A 14205-nucleotide genomic window follows, 5' to 3' on the forward strand; every position below is an offset into this window, starting at 1 on the left:
GCCCGGTTACATTCCGAACCCGGAAGCTAAGCCTTTCAGCGCCGATGGTACTGCAGGGGGGACCCTGTGGGAGAGTAGGACGCCGCCGAACAATCATTAAGCCTCAGGCCTGGGATCTCTGATCCCGGGCCTGAGGTTTTTTTGCGTTGCGATGCTGCCGGGGCGGCTGACACGATCGGCGTATGGGATACGAGATACGTGCCACCGAGCCGCACGAGTGGCAGCGGCGCAAGCAGCTGAGGCTGGCCGCGCTGCAGGATCCGGCGAGCAGTGTGGCCTTCGTCAACACGTATGAGACGGAAGCGGCGTTCCCCGAGGAGATCTGGCAGCGCAGGGGGACGACTCCCGGGTTCGTGGCGGTCGACGAGGCCGGCGAGTGGGTGGGCTCCGCCACCGTGCTGGTCGAGGTGGGGGCCGCGTTCCCCGTTCCGCAGACCCACATCGTCGGCGTCTACATGGCACCGGAAGGCCGCGGGAACGGGCTCTCCGCCCGGATGCTCCAGGCCGCGATCGACTGGTCCTGGGCGCTGCCGGAGAAGATCGGCCGGGTCCGGCTCTGGGTGCACGAGGACAACCCGCGGGCGCAGGCCTTCTACGCGCGGCTGGGGTTCACCAGGACCGGCGAGACGATGGCGTTCCCGCTCGACCCGTCGCAGACCGAGTACGAGATGGAGCTCACCCGCCCCCTCTGACTCCTACCGTCCTCTTCCTCGCAGGGCGTCAGGCGATCCGCTCCAGGTCGGCCGCGCCGACCGCCCCCAGCAACGGTTCGCCCCGCGTCCAGCGCTCCACCTCCTCCACCGCGTAGGTGCCGAGTCGTCGGACCTCGCTGCCCTGGCAGCCGGCGATGTGCGGGGTGACGAGGACGTTGGGGAGGTCGAAGAGCGGATGGCCCTTGGGTAGCGGCTCGGGTTCCGACACGTCGAGGTAGGCGTCGATGCGGCCGGTGGAGCAGGCGCCGGCGAGGGCGTCGGTGTCGATGAGCCGGCCCCGGGCGGTGTTGATGAGCGCGGCCCCGTCGCGCAGCAGGGCCAGGCGCCGGGCGTCGAGCAGGTGGTGCGTCTCCGGCAGGTCGGGGGCGTGGACGGTGACGATGTCGGAGGACCGGCACAGCTCGTCCAGGTCCACCAGCCGCACGCCGAGTTCGGTGGCCGTCCGCTCCGAGACGTAGGGGTCGGCGAGCAGCACGCGGTAGCCGGCGCTCGCGGTGGTGAGGCGGGCGATGACCCCCCGCCCGATGCGCGATGCCCCGATGACGCCGATGGTCGCGCCGTCTCCCCCCTGGCGCTCGCCGAAGCCGGGGCTGTTCCCGCGCGCGTACCGGGCGGCCGAGCCCAGAGTGCGGCGGACGGCCAGCACGATGGTCGCGAGGGTGAACTCGATGACGGGGCCGGCGTTGGCGTCGGCCGCCGACGAGACGGAGATGCCGCGCTGCCAGACGGCCGGGTGCACATGGTGCTTGACGGAGCCGGCGGCGTGGATGACGGCGCCCAGCCGGGGGGCCGCGGCGAGGGTGTCCGGGTCGATGAGGGGGCAGCCCCAGCCGGTGATGAGCAGGTCCGCGGTGCTGAGGGCCGTGCGGGCGGACGGCTCGTCGAAGCTGCCGGTGATCGCCTCGGGGCGGAGCCGTACGCAGCTCTCCAGCCGGGCCCGCAGATCGGCGGGGAGTACCGCGTCGACCACGTCCGCGCGCATGGCCAGGACTGCGGTCGGTCGGTCCGCCATGGAAACCCCCACGATGTAAGCGGTTACTTGATGTTGCTCGGAGGCTAGAGCCGCCAGCCCTCCAGGTCAAGAACCACAACGGCGCAAGCCCTTGACCTGACGTAGTAACCGGTTTACTTTCCTCCCACCTCGACCGTCAGGGAGGACGCGATGGCGATAGCCGACCAAGGCGCCACCGACCGCAGCCATGCGGTCGCAGCGCCCTTTGAAGAGCGCAAACGGGGAGCGCGGCCGGCAGAGCCGGGTCCGCCGGCCGGCCCGGACACGCGGGGCCCGCAGCGGGACTCGCGGTGGAAGCGGTTTCGCAAGGACCGGGTCCTGCTGCTGCTCATGCTGCCCGGCCTGGCGTACTTCCTGCTCTTCCACTACGGCGCGATGGCCGGCAACGTCATCGCGTTCAAGGACTACGTGCCGTTCGACGGGCTGTGGGCGAGCCAGTGGATCGGAGTGCAGAACTTCCAGCGGATGTTCGAGGACGCCGACTTCTGGGCGTCCGTCGTCAACACCCTGTGGATAGCGGTGCTGCAGCTGACGTTCTACTTCCCCGTCCCGCTCGCCCTCGCCATGCTCCTCCACAGCCTCACGGGGGACAGCGTCAGGCGGTTCGTGCAGAGCGTCGCGTACCTCCCGCACTTCCTGTCCTGGGTCATCGTCGTCGCGCTCTTCCAGCAACTGCTGGGCGACACCGGCCTGCTGAACAGCGCGCTCGGCGACGCGGGGCTGCACAGCGTCGACATCATCGGGAACCCCGACGCCTTCAAGCCGCTGGTGGTCGCCCAGGTGATCTGGAAGGACGCCGGCTGGGGGACGATCATCTTCCTCGCCGCGCTCGCCCAGGTCGACGAGCAGCAGTACGAGGCGGCCGCGATCGACGGCGCCGGGCCGTGGCGGCGCTTCTGGCACGTCACGCTGCCCGCCGTGCGCCCCATCGTCGTCCTGCTGCTGATCATGCGGCTCGGCGACGTCCTCTCCGTCGGCTTCGAGCAGATGCTGCTGCAGCGCCCGGCCGTGGGGCCGGAGGCCGCGGAGATCATCGACACCTTCGTCTACTACAAGGGCATCATCGGCGGCGACTTCGGGTTCGCCGCCGCCGCGGGGCTGTTCAAGGGCCTGGTGGGTGCCGCGCTGGTCTACACGGCGAACAAGATCGCCCATCGTCTCGGAGAGCAGGGGGTGTACCGATGAGCGCCGCCCGCCCCAGCTGGATGGAGAAGCCGCGGCCGGTCACGCGGGCGGCGAAGGCCGTCGCGCTGACGGCGGTCGTGGGCCTGGTCCTCGTCCCGTTCCTGATCATCGTCTCGACCAGCCTGGCCTCCAACCAGGAGGTCGTGGACAACGGCGGCTGGGTGCTGTGGCCGCAGCACCCGACGCTGCGCGCCTACCGGCAGATCTTCGACGGCGGGATCGTCGGCCACGCGCTGATGGTGAGCGCCGGGGTGACGGTCGTCGGAACGGCGGTCAGCCTCGCGTGCACCATCGGGCTCGCCTACGCGCTGAGCCGCCCGGGAGTCTTCGGCGGCCGTCCGGTCCTGCTGCTGATCCTCTTCACGTTCCTCTTCCCGCCCGGCATGATCCCCGGCTTCCTGCTGGTCAAGGAGCTGGGAATGCTGGACAGCTACTCCTCGCTCGTCGCTCCCGTGCTGATCAACGTCTTCAATCTGATCGTGCTGCGCGGCTTCTTCCAGTCGGTGCCCGAGGAGCTGTACGAGGCGGCCCGGCTCGACGGGGCGGGGGACTGGACGGTGCTGGCGAAGATCGTCCTCCCGCTCTCCAAGGCGGCCCTGGCCGTCGTCGGGCTCTTCTACGCGGTCTCGTACTGGAACGCCTGGTTCTACGCCTCGATCTACCTCAACTCCGACCACTGGCCGCTGCAGCAGGTGCTGCGGACGTACGTGATCAACGGCGCGCAGATCGCCGACACCGGGGTGAGCGAGGCGGGCATGGTGTCCGCGCCGCAGACGATCCAGATGGCGGTGCTGGTGGTGGCGACCGTCCCGATCCTCGTCGTCTACCCCTTCCTGCAGAAGTACTTCACCAAGGGCGTGCTCACCGGCGCCATCAAGAGCTGAGCTGCTCCACTCCCCTTCCGAAAGGACCACTCCGTTGAGTTCCTCGTCGTACTCGCGGCGTACGCTGCTGCGCTCGATCGCCGCCGGTGGCGCCGCCCTCGCGGTCCCGTCCGTCCTCACCGCCTGTTCGTCCTCGTCCTCGGGCGGGCACGACGTCTCCAACGCCGGCAAGAAGCTCGCCGCCTGGCCGACGCACCTGCCCTTCCAGGGCCCGGTGCCCGATCTGCCGGGCTCGGCCAACGGCGTGCAGGCCGGCTTCACCTCCTACCCGAAGAACCTGGTGCAGGCGGTGGCCGCCAAGCCGGGGGACGGCAGCACGATCAAGGTGCTGACGATCACGTACGGGACGCCGCCCAAGGGCGCCGCGCAGAACAGGTTCTGGACGGCGGTCAACGAGGCGCTGGGGGTGAAGATCGAGTACACGGTCGTGCCGGACTCGGACTACCCCAACAAGATGGCGACGCTGATGGCGGGCGACGACCTGCCGGACATCATCAACATCGGCGGCGGGTACGTGCTGCCGCGCGAGGCCGAGTTCGTGCAGTCCAAGTGCGCCGACCTGTCGGAGTTCCTGTCCGGCGACGCCGTCAAGCAGTACCCGAACTTGGCCAACATCCCGACCTACGCCTGGCAGGACATGGGGCGGATCGGCGGCCGGATCTTCGGGGTCCCGGTGGAGCGCTCCAAGCCCGGCAACACCCTGTGGGTCAACAAGAGCGTCTTCGGCGCGGCCGGGATGAAGGACGGCTGGACCGCCGACGAGTTCCTGGCCGTGGCGAAGGCCGCGACCGGGGGCCGGAAGTACGCGCTGGGGGCGTCGCAGCAGAGCGTGTTCGGGGTGAACGTGCACCCGCTGGCCTTCGGGGCGCCCTTCGAGTGGAAGGTGGAGGGCGGGGCGTTCACCGACGCGTACGCCACCCCCGAGTTCCGGGCGTCCATCGAGTACATGGCGAAGCTGCGGGCGGCCGGCGTCTACGAGCCGAACGCGTCGGCGACCTCCCAGGTGGACCTCAAGACGCAGTTCTACAACGGCACCGTCGCCTCGATGACGGACGGCTTCGGCGCGCTCATCAGCAACGTCCAGGGCATCAAGGGGAGGTTCGAGCTCGACGCGGCGCTGCCGTACAGCGCGGGCGGCGCGAAGCCGGCGATCCAGCAGGCGCGCAACATCTTCGGCTACACCGTGCTGAAGAAGGCGTCGAAGGACCGGCTGCGGCTCATGCTGCGCGTGCTGGACTACCTGGCCTCGCCGTTCGGCAGCAAGGAGTACGAACTGCTGCACTACGGCATCGAGGGGACGCACTTCACCCGGGCCGCCGACGGTTCGCCGAAGCTGAACGACCTGGGGCTGCTGGAGGGCAACACGAACCTGCCGTTCAAGTACCTGAGCGACGCACCGCAGGTGCTCTTCATCCCCGGGCAGCCGGAGGCGGTGCGGATCAACCACGCCTGGCAGGTCAAGGCCGTGCCGATGATGGTCCGCAATCCGCGCTTCGGGCTGCAGTCGGCGACGCTGAGCCGGGTCGGCGCCAACATCGACCAGTACCTGCGGGACAGCGTGATGAGCATCGTCGCCGGTCGCAAGTCGATCGGCGAGTGGGACGCGGTGGTCAAGAAGATGCGCAACGACGGCCGCGCGAAGATGGCCGACGAGCTGGCGAAGGACTACGCCGCCAACGCCTGAGCGGGCAGCGGCCGGTACGGGTGGCACGCCGGTACGGGCGGGGGGTCGGTACGGGCGCGGGCCGGTGCGCGCGGATCGTCGGGTGCGCAGGGGTGTGAAGGGGCGTGGAGGGCGCTGCCGCCGGGCGTGGCACGGATACGCTGGGCGGCAGCGCGGGGCGGGGCTCGACGGGGCGGGGCGCGTGGGGCGCCGGACGACCGGTCGGCCACCCGCGGCCGGTGCCGGCGGCCGGCCCAGAGGCGCACGGAATCGGATGGCGGGCATGCGGGCATGACGGAAGCAGCAGCACGGGGCGGCGGGCAGCGCCGGGTCACCATTCGGGACGTCGCCGAGCGGGCGGGCGTGTCGGTCGCGACGGTCTCGCGGGTCCTGGCCGGGAACTACCCGACCTCCGCCGCGGCGCGCGCGAAGGTGCTGCGGGCGGTGAAGGACCTGGACTACGTCATCGACGCGCGGGCACGGGCGCTGGCCGGGACCGGTCCGAAGACCGTCGCGGTCATCGTGCAGGCCGTCGACAGCCCGTTCTACGCCGAGGTCGCCCAGGGCGTCGAGCAGGAGGCCGCGGCGCGCGGCCGGCTGTGCCTGGTGTGCAGCCACGGCGGGGACGTCGCCCGGGAGCTGGCGCTGGTGCAGATGATGCGCGAGCAGCGGGCCGAGGTGGTGGTGCTGGTCGGTGGCGCCGTCGAGGACGAGCCCTACCGGGCCCGGCTGAACGAGTACGCGCACGCCCTCTCCGCGGCCGGGTCCCGGCTGGTGCTGTGCGGCCGTCCGGCGCCGACGCCCGACATGCCGGTGCTCGTCGTCGAGTACGACAACGAGGCGGGCGCCTACGCGATCACCAGCCACCTGCTGTCGGCCGGGCACCGGCGGATCCTGTTCCTGGGCCGGATCCCGGGCCACAGCACCTTCGAGCCGCGCCTGACCGGGTACCGCCGCGCGCTCGCCGACCACGGCCTCGAACCGGAGCCGGCGCAGGTCTCCGGATCGGGCCTCGGCCGGGACAACGCCTACGCGGTGGTGCGGTCGATGATCGCGGCGTCCGGCGGGCGGCCGGAGTTCACGGCGGTCTTCGCGGGGGACGACCTGGTCGCGGCGGGCGCGATGTCTGCGCTGCGGGACGCCGGGCTGCGGACGCCGGAGGACGTGTCCGTCGTCGGGTACAACAACGAGCACTTCGCGCAGGACCTCAACCCGCCGCTGACGACCGTGCACATCCCCTCGTACGAGCTGGGGCGCGAGGCGGTCAGGATCGCGCTGTCGGAGGACGTGTCGGGCGGCCCGGCACAGCGCCGCCACCTGCTGGGCACGCACATCGTGGTGCGCGACTCGGTGGGACGGGCGCCGCGGGGCTGATCGTCCGGCCGGACCGGCCCGGACCGTTCGTCGGCCTGGGGGCTGACCGTCCGTCCGGACCCGGGGCACGTCAGCCGAGCTGGACCGCGTCCGGGATCTCGTCGGAGAACGAGCCGAGCGGATCGCCGAGCGTCAGGCGGACGTCCGCCTGCTGCCACAGCGCGGTCCGCCAGCGGTCCCTGGCCTGCTCCGGCGAGCGGAACACGGCGAGCACCGGAAGCCCGTCGGCCTGCCCGGAGCCCAGCAGGGCGGGCAGCTCGGGGATCGGGGCGATGGCCGCGATGTCGTCGAGCACCAGGGTGATTGGTGGGTCGAGCCGACCGGCAGATGACCTCGCAGCCATGGACCGGCCGTGCTCGACCACGCTCGAAACGAGTGCGGTCAGCAGTGGCATCGCACCCGGGTGGGCTCGTGGATCCTCGATCGCCTCACCCACCACGTAAAGCGTTCCCCGCTCGGAGACGAACGACTCCCAATCCGGCGCACCGGCTCGACCGGGATTGCAGGCGTCCCTGATATGGATCGAGTTCAGACACTCCAGCCCCCGGTGTATCAACGCCTGTGCCGCGTCCCGGCGTTCGGGGTGGGCGTGCAGCACCGACTCCAGCTCGCCGCTCCAGCCGGGCGCCGCGGTCCGCGCCGTCCGCAGGATCCGTACGGCCTCGCCGCCGGCGGCTCCGCCCGCCGCCCAGCGGTGCACCTGACGGAACGGCAGGCCGTCGACGGCCGCGGCGTGCAGCCAGCAGCGCAGCAGGGTCTCCGCCGCCGCGAACGTCAGGGAGTCCAGGCTGCTCGTCGGCCGCAGGGGGGCGAGGAGGGCGGCGGCGCGGGTCGTGGCCCTCGGCGCGTCCTCGCAGCCGGTGTGCGGGGCCCAGCGCAGGCGGCCCGGGAGGTCGATCAGGTGGGCGGGGTCATAGACGAGGACCGGGCCCAGCTTGCCGCGGTTGCCGACGGTCCTGCGGTACGTCTCGGCGTCGGCGGTCGTGACGATCACCGCACCGGCGGCGTTCAGGATCGCGGGCTCCACCGCCCGCTTGGCCTTGTCGCCGCGCGGGGCGGCGAACAGGGCGTACGTACGCGTCAGTTCGCCGCTCACCAGCGGGTCGGCCGATGGGGGCGGCGTGACGGGCGGTATGTCGTGGGCGGCGAGGGCGCTCCGCGGCTGCGGGAACTCCTGGACGGTGATCGGTGCGGGGACGGGGACGGCCGGTTCCGGCGGCTGCTGCTGCCGTGGCTGCGGCTCGGTCTCCGGCTCGGGCTCCGGCTCCTTCTCCGGCTCGGGCGCCCGGCGGGCTTCCGGCGTACGCCGGCGCGGGGCGGGGGCTTCGACGTTCTTGGACAGGTCCGGCTTCGCCTCCTCCTCCGCGGACGCCGCAGCCTCCGCCGCCTCCGTCTCCCGGGCGGCGCGGTGGTTGGCGCGCACCACGCGGTACCGGGTGAGGACACCGATCAGGAAGACCGTCAGGACGAACAGGACCATCAACTGCCCGATGAAGATGCCCCAGAACAGCCCGGAGCCCGGCAGCTCGGGCGGCGGGGACTCCGGCCAGGCGCCGGGGATGTCGTGCGGATCGCCCATCAGATGGCGCATGGCCAGCGGGGTGCGGGTGAAGTGCACCGCCGTCGGCCACTCGCCGTGCGCGAAGAGCCCCGCGATACCCGTGGCCGTCCAGACCATGATGGTCATGCCCAGCAGGAAGCCCAGGATCCCGAGGATCAGCCCGTCGGGGACACCGCCCTCCGACCGCCGCTCCGCGGTCCCGCGTCGCTCCGCCGCCACCTCAGGCCACCGCGTCGTCGGCCAACTGCTTCGCGAGCGCGATCTCCGCGTCGGCGACCGCCTCCGCCTCGACCTCGGCCGCGTGGTCGACGGACGACTGCGTCATCGCGCTGTCCGTGAAGACCAGGGGGCGTTCGGACTCGGTGATCAGGTGTTTGACGACCTGGACGTTGCCGTTGACGTCCCAGACGGCGATGCCCGGGGTGAGCGTCGGGATGATCTCGACCGCCCACCGGGGCAGCCCGAGGACCAGGCCCGTCGCCCGTGCCTCGTCGGCCTTCTGGGCGTAGATCGTGCGGGTCGACGCCATCTTCAGGATCGCGGCGGCCTCCTTGGCCGCCGCGCCGTCCACGACGTCCGACAGGTGGTGGACGACCGCGACGAAGGACAGGCCGAGGCGGCGGCCGAACTTCAGCAGACGCTGGAAGAGCTGAGCCACGAAGGGGCTGTTGATGATGTGCCAGGCCTCTTCGACGAGGAAGACGCGCTTGACCCGGTCGGGCCGGATCCAGGTGTGCTCCAGCCACACGCCGACGATGGCCATCAGGATGGGCATGGCGATCGAGTTGCGGTCGATGTGGGAGAGGTCGAAGACGATCAGCGGGGCGTCCAGGTCGATGCCGTTGGTCGTCGGGCCGTCGAACATGCCGCGCAGGTCACCGTCGACCAGGCGGTCCAGCACGAGGGCCACGTCCAGGCCCCACGCCCGGACGTCGTCGACGTCGACGTTCATCGCCTCGGCGGAGTCGGGCATGGGATGTCGGAGCCGCTCCACGATGTCGGTGAGGATCGGCTGGCGGTCGGTGGTGGTCTCCGTGACGTACGCGTGGGCGACCTTGAGGGCGAAGCCGGACCGCTCGTCCAGGGCGCGCCCCATCGCGACCTCGATGATCGTGCGGAGCAGCGCGAGCTGCCCGGTCGCGGCGATCGCCGGGTCCAGCGGGTTGAGCTTGATGCCGCCGTTGAGCGCGGCCATCGGGTCCAGCCGGATGGGGGTTATTCCGAGCGCCTTGGCGATCAGGTTCCACTCGCCGACGCCGTCCTCGCCCTGGGCGTCGAGCACGACGACCTGCCGGTCGCGGAAGCGCAGCTGGCGCAGCACGTACGTCTTCTCCAGCGCGGACTTGCCGTTGCCGGACTCGCCGAGCACCAGCCAGTGCGGGGCGGGCAGCTGCTGGCCGTAGAGCTGGAAGGGGTCGTAGATGTAGCCCTTGCCGGAGTACACCTCGCGGCCGATGATCACGCCGGAGTCACCGAGGCCGGGGGCCGCGGTGGGCAGGTAGACGGCCTGCGCCTGCCCGGTGGAGGTGCGGACGGGCAGCCGCGTGGACTCCACCTTCCCGAACAGGAAGCCGGTGAACGCGTCGGTGAGCGCGGCGAGGGGGTCCAGCATGGGCATGGTGGGCCTCCTGTTAGCGGCGGATGCCGGTCGCGAACGGCAGCGTGTTCACGAACGCACGGTGGTGCTCCCGGTCGCACCACTCCAACTTCAGATAGGACTTACCCGCAGACGCGCGGATCGTACGCTTGTCCCGGGCAAGTGCTTCCGGCGAACGGGAGCTCACCGTGATGTAACCGACGAGATTCACTCCGGCGGCGCCGCTGGCGAGGTCTTCACCCCGCTGGTCGACACGCCCGTGATGGGCGACGTCTCGTGGGTCGATGACCCGGTTCATCTTGGCGGCGCGGCTGGCGTCCGCGTCGTCGTTGGTCTTCTCGGTCAGCATCCGCTCGATGGCGACGTCGGTCGGCTCCAGGTCCATGCAGACCGCGACCGTCCGGATCACGTCCGGGGTGTGGACGAGCAGCGGGGCGAGGAAGTTGACGCCCACGGGGGTCATCGGCCACTCCTTCACCCAGGCGGTGGAGTGGTGCCAGGGGGCGCGGGTGGACGACTCGCGGGTCTTGGCCTGGAGGTACGTCGGCTCCGTCGCGTCCAGCTCGGCCGGCCAGGCATTGCGCCGGGTCATCGCCTGGATGTGGTCGATGGGGTGGTCCGGGTCGTACATGGAGTGCACGAGGGACGACAGCCGGGCCTGGCCGAGCGGCTGGCGGACCCGGATGTCCGCCTCGGCGAGCCGGGCGCAGATGTCGGTCAGCTCGCGGGCCATGACGGCGGCCAGCCCGGCGTCCTTGTCGATCTCGGAGCGGCGGGTGACGGTGGCGCGCGCCAGCGCGTGGCCCTCGGCGGCCAGCTCGCGGGTGAAGTGCATGCAGGCGACGAGATAGGCGCGGTGCTGCTCCGAGGAGGTCGACACCATCGACTGGAGCTGCTCGTAGGAGTCCACGAGCCACGACTCGGCCTGCGGGTCGCCGCGCAGCGAGACGTCCTTCGCGTGCGCGTCCGGGTCGGCGGGCAGGGTGCGGGCCAGCATCTGGAGGCGGGTGACGTACCCGTCGCCGTTGGCCACGTGCTTGAGCAGCGTGCCGAACCGTTCCACCAGGGCTTCCTGGTCCTCGCTGTCCCGCAGCCCGACGCCGGGGCCCTCGATCTCGATCGCGGCCGTCACCGTCCGGCGGTCGATGTGCAGCAGCACGGCGATCTCGTCGGGGCCGAAGGGCGCCGACAGCCAGTTGATCCGGCCGATGCCGGGCGGCGGCCCGACCTCCACCTCGCGGCCGTCGAGGGAGGTCCCGGCCTCGGAGGCCGCGGACCGGTAGGCGGGCGTGCGGCGCAGCGTACGGCGGTAGGTGCGGTTGATCTCGAACCAGCGGTAGAACGTGCGCCGCCGGTACGGCATGTAGACGGCGGCGAACGCCAGCAGAGGCCACCCGACGAGCGTCAGGATGCGCAGCGGAAGGATCGGGACCAGCAGGCCGCACATCATGCCCAGGAACGCGCCGACGACGATCAGCGCGATCTCCCCGGTCTCCCGGTTCTTGCCCACGATGGCGTTCGGGCGGGCCTTGCCGATCAGATACGTGCGGCGCGGCTGGGTGAAGGGCTGGGACGTCACCGGCGATCACCTCCGTGCTTGTTTCCGTTGCTGTTGTTCCCGCGGTCAGGTGTGGTGCGGGGCGCGGGGGCCGCCGGTGCACCGTTCGAACCGCCGCCTCCGCCGGTCCGGCCGGGGTTGCCGTTGCGGCTGCCGTGCGCCGCCACGCCGCCGGACACCGGGTTGGACGGCTGCCCGCCCCCGCTGGTTGCCTGCTCCTGCGGCCCGCCGCGGGCGCTGTGCGTCTTGATGCCCTGCTTGACCAGCGCGGCGGGCGAGGAGATCACGGCGGCGGCCTGGGCGCCGCCGGCTTCCTTGCGGTTGTTCTTCAGGGTCACGACGTCGTCGCCGAAGCCCGGGACGAAGCGGTAGATCATGAAGCTGGCGAAGATGGCCAGCAGGATGATGGCCAGCCCCGAGACGACGGCGGAGAACGAGTTCGGCCCATCGGAGGCGCTCAGCGCCCCGGCCAGGCCGAGCACGATCACGATCACCGGTTTGACCAGGATGACGGCGATCATGATCCCCGCCCAGCGGCGGACGTGGCCCCACATGTTCTTGTCGACCAGCCCGGAGTAGACCGCGGTGCCCAGCAGCGCGCCGACGTAGAGCAGCGCGGCTCTGATCACCAGCTCCAGCCACAGCACGCCGGCGGCCAGCACCGACACCATGGAGACGACGATCAGCATGATCGGGCCGCCGCCGATGTCCGAGCCCTTGGCGAGGGCAGCGGAGAAGTTGCCGAAGAACGTGTCGGTGTTCTGCGACGTGCCGGCGGCGATGACGTCGGTCACGGCGTCCGTCGCCGACACCACCGTGTAGAGCACCAGCGGCGTGAACGCCGAGGCCAGCACCGTCAGCCACAGGAACCCCACGGCCTCCGTCAGCGCTTCCGTGAGCGGCACACCGCGCACGGCCCGCTTGGCGACGGCCAGCAGCCAGAGGACGAGCGTCAGGATCGTGGAGGCGGCGAAGACGACGGCGTACTGGCGCAGGAAGGTGGTGTTGGTGAAGTCCACCTGCGTGGTGGACGTGATCGCCTTGGAGAGCTTGGTGATCACCCAGGAGGCGGCGTCGGCACAGCCTTTTGCGAGGGCGCTGAGGGGGTCGAGGGTGTCAGGAAGGGGATTGGAGGGCCCTCCACCGCCGCCCTTGCCCTTCTCGCAGTACTCCTTGGCAGGACCCGAGATGAGAGCGCAGGGGTCGCTGCTGGTCGTGGGGGACGGCGTCGGAGTGGGGGTCGGGGCGGGCGCCGCGGCAGCGCGGGTCGCGAGGAGGACCGCGGCGGTCTGGAGACCCGCCAGGGCTCCCGCGACGGACAGGACACGTAGACGTCGGTCAGCGCGCATACGTGAACCCTCCGAAACCCTTGACCGCGTCCGCGATCTCGCCGGCTCCGGAGACGGGGTTGTCGCCGCTGACCGGGGTCGGACCCTTCGTCTGTCCGGTGTCCAGGACCTTCCAGTCAGAACCGTTCCACTTCAGCGTGAACGTGACGGTGAACCAGTTGTTGGTCACCGGTTTGGTCGACGCGTTGCCCGCCAGTCCGAACATCCCGGCGCACCAGACGGAGACGCCGGCCGTTTCGCCGTCGAACTTGTCGATCTTCGCACCGGCCGGGAGGGTGCGGTTGACGAACGTCAGACCGGCCGGCGCCGCACCGTCCTCGGTCAGTCCGATGCCGGTCAGGAAGGCTTTCGAATAGTTGGCGTCGAAGCCCGCCTGCATCTTGGCGACCGCGCTCGGGTCCGCGATCGCGTTGATGATCGTGTGGCGGCGGTCCGCGTTGAACATGCCGTCGCCCCCCAGCGCCACCGCGAAGTTCGCGGCAGCGGACTGCGCTCCCTGTTCCGTCTTCGCGTAGCCCGCCGGGATCCCCGCGTTGTTGCCCGTGGCCGGTTTCTCGCCGGTGGGGGCGGTGGGGTTCGCGTTGGTGCCCTTGGCGCCGCCGCCGGTGGTGCTGTGGGAGGCGGTGTTGTCATTGCCGCGGTTGGCGAGGACGATCACGGCGACGAGGAGGACGACGACGCCGAGGACCGTCACCAGGGCGCGGCTCGGCTTCGTGCGGCGTGTCGCAACGCCGTGCCCGCCGTGGCCCTCGGGCATGCGGGTGCGTGTCGGTGGGCCGTCCTGGCCGGTATCGCTGCTGGGGTGAGTGGGCATCAGCACGCAGCCTCGGGTGGGGGAGGGGGCCTGGGACGGGCTCCCGGGGACATGGGACAGGCTGGCTCTGGGCTACATGGCTACACGGCCATGCCGTAGACGATGGTGAACAGCGTGCCGAGGGATCCGATGATGAACACGCCGGTCAGGCCGGCGATGATCAGACCCTTGCCCTGTTCGGCGCTGAAGGTGTCGCGGAGGGCGGTCGCGCCGATCCGCTGTTTGGCCGCGCCCCAGATCGCGATGGCGAGGCAGAGCAGGATCGCTACCGCCATCACCACTTCGATCATCACGCGCGCTTCGTTCCCGAGAGACCCGAAGGGCCCCCAGTTGGGGGCGATGCCACCGATAATGGTGTTGATGTCGCCCTTTGTGGCTGCCAAGAACATGAGGAACTCACCACCCCGCTCGATCAGTTGGAGCCCTCGCCGGGGCGCAAGGGTCCAGGGTCTATCTTGGCCGATGTGTCAACCGGTTCTTGTCGACTCGGCGACT

The 14205-nt window shown here is 70.8% G+C and carries 12 protein-coding genes and 1 rRNA gene; 6 read left to right on the forward strand and 7 right to left on the reverse strand.

Annotation, left to right across the window (positions count from 1 at the left end):
* Together rrf and ABZ721_RS16760 are read left to right on the forward strand one after the other, a co-directional pair.
* Positions 1 to 91: ribosomal RNA gene (rrf, locus tag ABZ721_RS16755) — 5S ribosomal RNA — on the forward strand; the annotation flags it as partial.
* Positions 92 to 182: 91 nt separating this feature from the next.
* Positions 183 to 692 (forward strand): GNAT family N-acetyltransferase, encoded by a 510-nt coding sequence (locus tag ABZ721_RS16760; RefSeq protein ID WP_358789362.1) that lies wholly within the window; start codon positions 183 to 185, stop codon positions 690 to 692.
* 28 nt (positions 693 to 720) lie between these two features.
* Here the strand turns inward: ABZ721_RS16760 and ABZ721_RS16765 are convergent, their stop codons facing one another.
* A complete protein-coding gene (locus ABZ721_RS16765) occupies positions 721 to 1725 on the reverse strand; it encodes a hydroxyacid dehydrogenase (RefSeq protein WP_358789363.1) in 1005 nt (334 codons plus the stop codon).
* Between the two features lie 330 nt (positions 1726 to 2055).
* On the opposite strand from ABZ721_RS16765, the gene ABZ721_RS16770 reads away from it, so the two are divergent.
* The 4 genes from ABZ721_RS16770 (at position 2056) to ABZ721_RS16785 (ending at position 6831) form a co-directional block, all read left to right on the forward strand.
* A complete protein-coding gene (locus ABZ721_RS16770) occupies positions 2056 to 2910 on the forward strand; it encodes an ABC transporter permease subunit (RefSeq protein ID WP_358789496.1) in 855 nt (284 codons plus the stop codon).
* Positions 2907 to 3794, forward strand: a complete 888-nt coding sequence (locus ABZ721_RS16775) for a carbohydrate ABC transporter permease (RefSeq protein WP_358789364.1) — start codon at positions 2907 to 2909, stop codon at positions 3792 to 3794. The genes ABZ721_RS16770 and ABZ721_RS16775 overlap by 4 nt, the downstream gene beginning before the upstream one ends.
* Positions 3795 to 3828: 34 nt before the next feature.
* The gene (locus ABZ721_RS16780; protein ID WP_358789365.1) at positions 3829 to 5478 is read left to right on the forward strand and encodes an extracellular solute-binding protein; all 1650 of its coding nucleotides are present in this window, start codon (positions 3829 to 3831) and stop codon (positions 5476 to 5478) included.
* A gap of 270 nt (positions 5479 to 5748) precedes the next feature.
* Entirely contained in the window at positions 5749 to 6831 is a 1083-nt protein-coding gene (locus ABZ721_RS16785) for a LacI family DNA-binding transcriptional regulator (protein ID WP_358789366.1), read from the forward strand.
* A gap of 70 nt (positions 6832 to 6901) precedes the next feature.
* Here ABZ721_RS16785 and ABZ721_RS16790 read toward each other — a convergent pair whose 3' ends face one another.
* The 6 genes from ABZ721_RS16790 to ABZ721_RS16815 form a co-directional block, all read right to left on the reverse strand.
* Positions 6902 to 8518, reverse strand: a complete 1617-nt coding sequence (locus ABZ721_RS16790) for a type IV secretory system conjugative DNA transfer family protein (RefSeq protein WP_358789497.1) — start codon at positions 8516 to 8518, stop codon at positions 6902 to 6904.
* A gap of 94 nt (positions 8519 to 8612) precedes the next feature.
* On the reverse strand, positions 8613 to 10004 hold the full coding sequence (locus ABZ721_RS16795; protein WP_358789498.1) for an ATP-binding protein: 1392 nt from the start codon (positions 10002 to 10004) through the stop codon (positions 8613 to 8615).
* Positions 10005 to 10023: 19 nt separating this feature from the next.
* On the reverse strand, positions 10024 to 11568 hold the full coding sequence (locus ABZ721_RS16800; protein WP_358789367.1) for an SCO6880 family protein: 1545 nt from the start codon (positions 11566 to 11568) through the stop codon (positions 10024 to 10026).
* Positions 11565 to 12896: a hypothetical protein gene (locus tag ABZ721_RS16805; RefSeq protein WP_358789368.1), complete on the reverse strand. Its 1332-nt coding sequence runs from the start codon at positions 12894 to 12896 to the stop codon at positions 11565 to 11567. The genes ABZ721_RS16800 and ABZ721_RS16805 overlap by 4 nt, the downstream gene beginning before the upstream one ends.
* Positions 12886 to 13710 carry a hypothetical protein gene (locus ABZ721_RS16810; protein WP_358789369.1) on the reverse strand — a complete coding sequence of 275 codons (825 nt, stop codon included), beginning with the start codon at positions 13708 to 13710 and terminating at the stop codon, positions 12886 to 12888. The genes ABZ721_RS16805 and ABZ721_RS16810 overlap by 11 nt, the downstream gene beginning before the upstream one ends.
* Positions 13711 to 13790: 80 nt before the next feature.
* The gene (locus ABZ721_RS16815; RefSeq protein ID WP_138358463.1) at positions 13791 to 14099 is read right to left on the reverse strand and encodes a hypothetical protein; all 309 of its coding nucleotides are present in this window, start codon (positions 14097 to 14099) and stop codon (positions 13791 to 13793) included.
* Positions 14100 to 14205 lie beyond the last annotated feature (106 nt).

The sequence above is a fragment of the Streptomyces sp. NPDC006733 genome (assembly GCF_040636125.1).
Lineage (GTDB): Bacteria > Actinomycetota > Actinomycetes > Streptomycetales > Streptomycetaceae > Actinacidiphila.

Coding starts and splice junctions, on each gene's coding strand:
- ABZ721_RS16760 (WP_358789362.1), top strand. CDS start 183: ATGGGATACGAGATACGTGCCACCGAGCCGCACGAGTGGCAGCGGCGC.
- ABZ721_RS16765 (WP_358789363.1), bottom strand. CDS start 1,725: ATGGCGGACCGACCGACCGCAGTCCTGGCCATGCGCGCGGACGTGGTC.
- ABZ721_RS16770 (WP_358789496.1), top strand. CDS start 2,056: ATGCTGCCCGGCCTGGCGTACTTCCTGCTCTTCCACTACGGCGCGATG.
- ABZ721_RS16775 (WP_358789364.1), top strand. CDS start 2,907: ATGAGCGCCGCCCGCCCCAGCTGGATGGAGAAGCCGCGGCCGGTCACG.
- ABZ721_RS16785 (WP_358789366.1), top strand. CDS start 5,749: ATGACGGAAGCAGCAGCACGGGGCGGCGGGCAGCGCCGGGTCACCATT.
- ABZ721_RS16790 (WP_358789497.1), bottom strand. CDS start 8,518: ATGACCATCATGGTCTGGACGGCCACGGGTATCGCGGGGCTCTTCGCG.
- ABZ721_RS16795 (WP_358789498.1), bottom strand. CDS start 10,004: ATGCTGGACCCCCTCGCCGCGCTCACCGACGCGTTCACCGGCTTCCTG.
- ABZ721_RS16805 (WP_358789368.1), bottom strand. CDS start 12,896: ATGCGCGCTGACCGACGTCTACGTGTCCTGTCCGTCGCGGGAGCCCTG.
- ABZ721_RS16810 (WP_358789369.1), bottom strand. CDS start 13,710: ATGCCCACTCACCCCAGCAGCGATACCGGCCAGGACGGCCCACCGACA.
- ABZ721_RS16815 (WP_138358463.1), bottom strand. CDS start 14,099: ATGTTCTTGGCAGCCACAAAGGGCGACATCAACACCATTATCGGTGGC.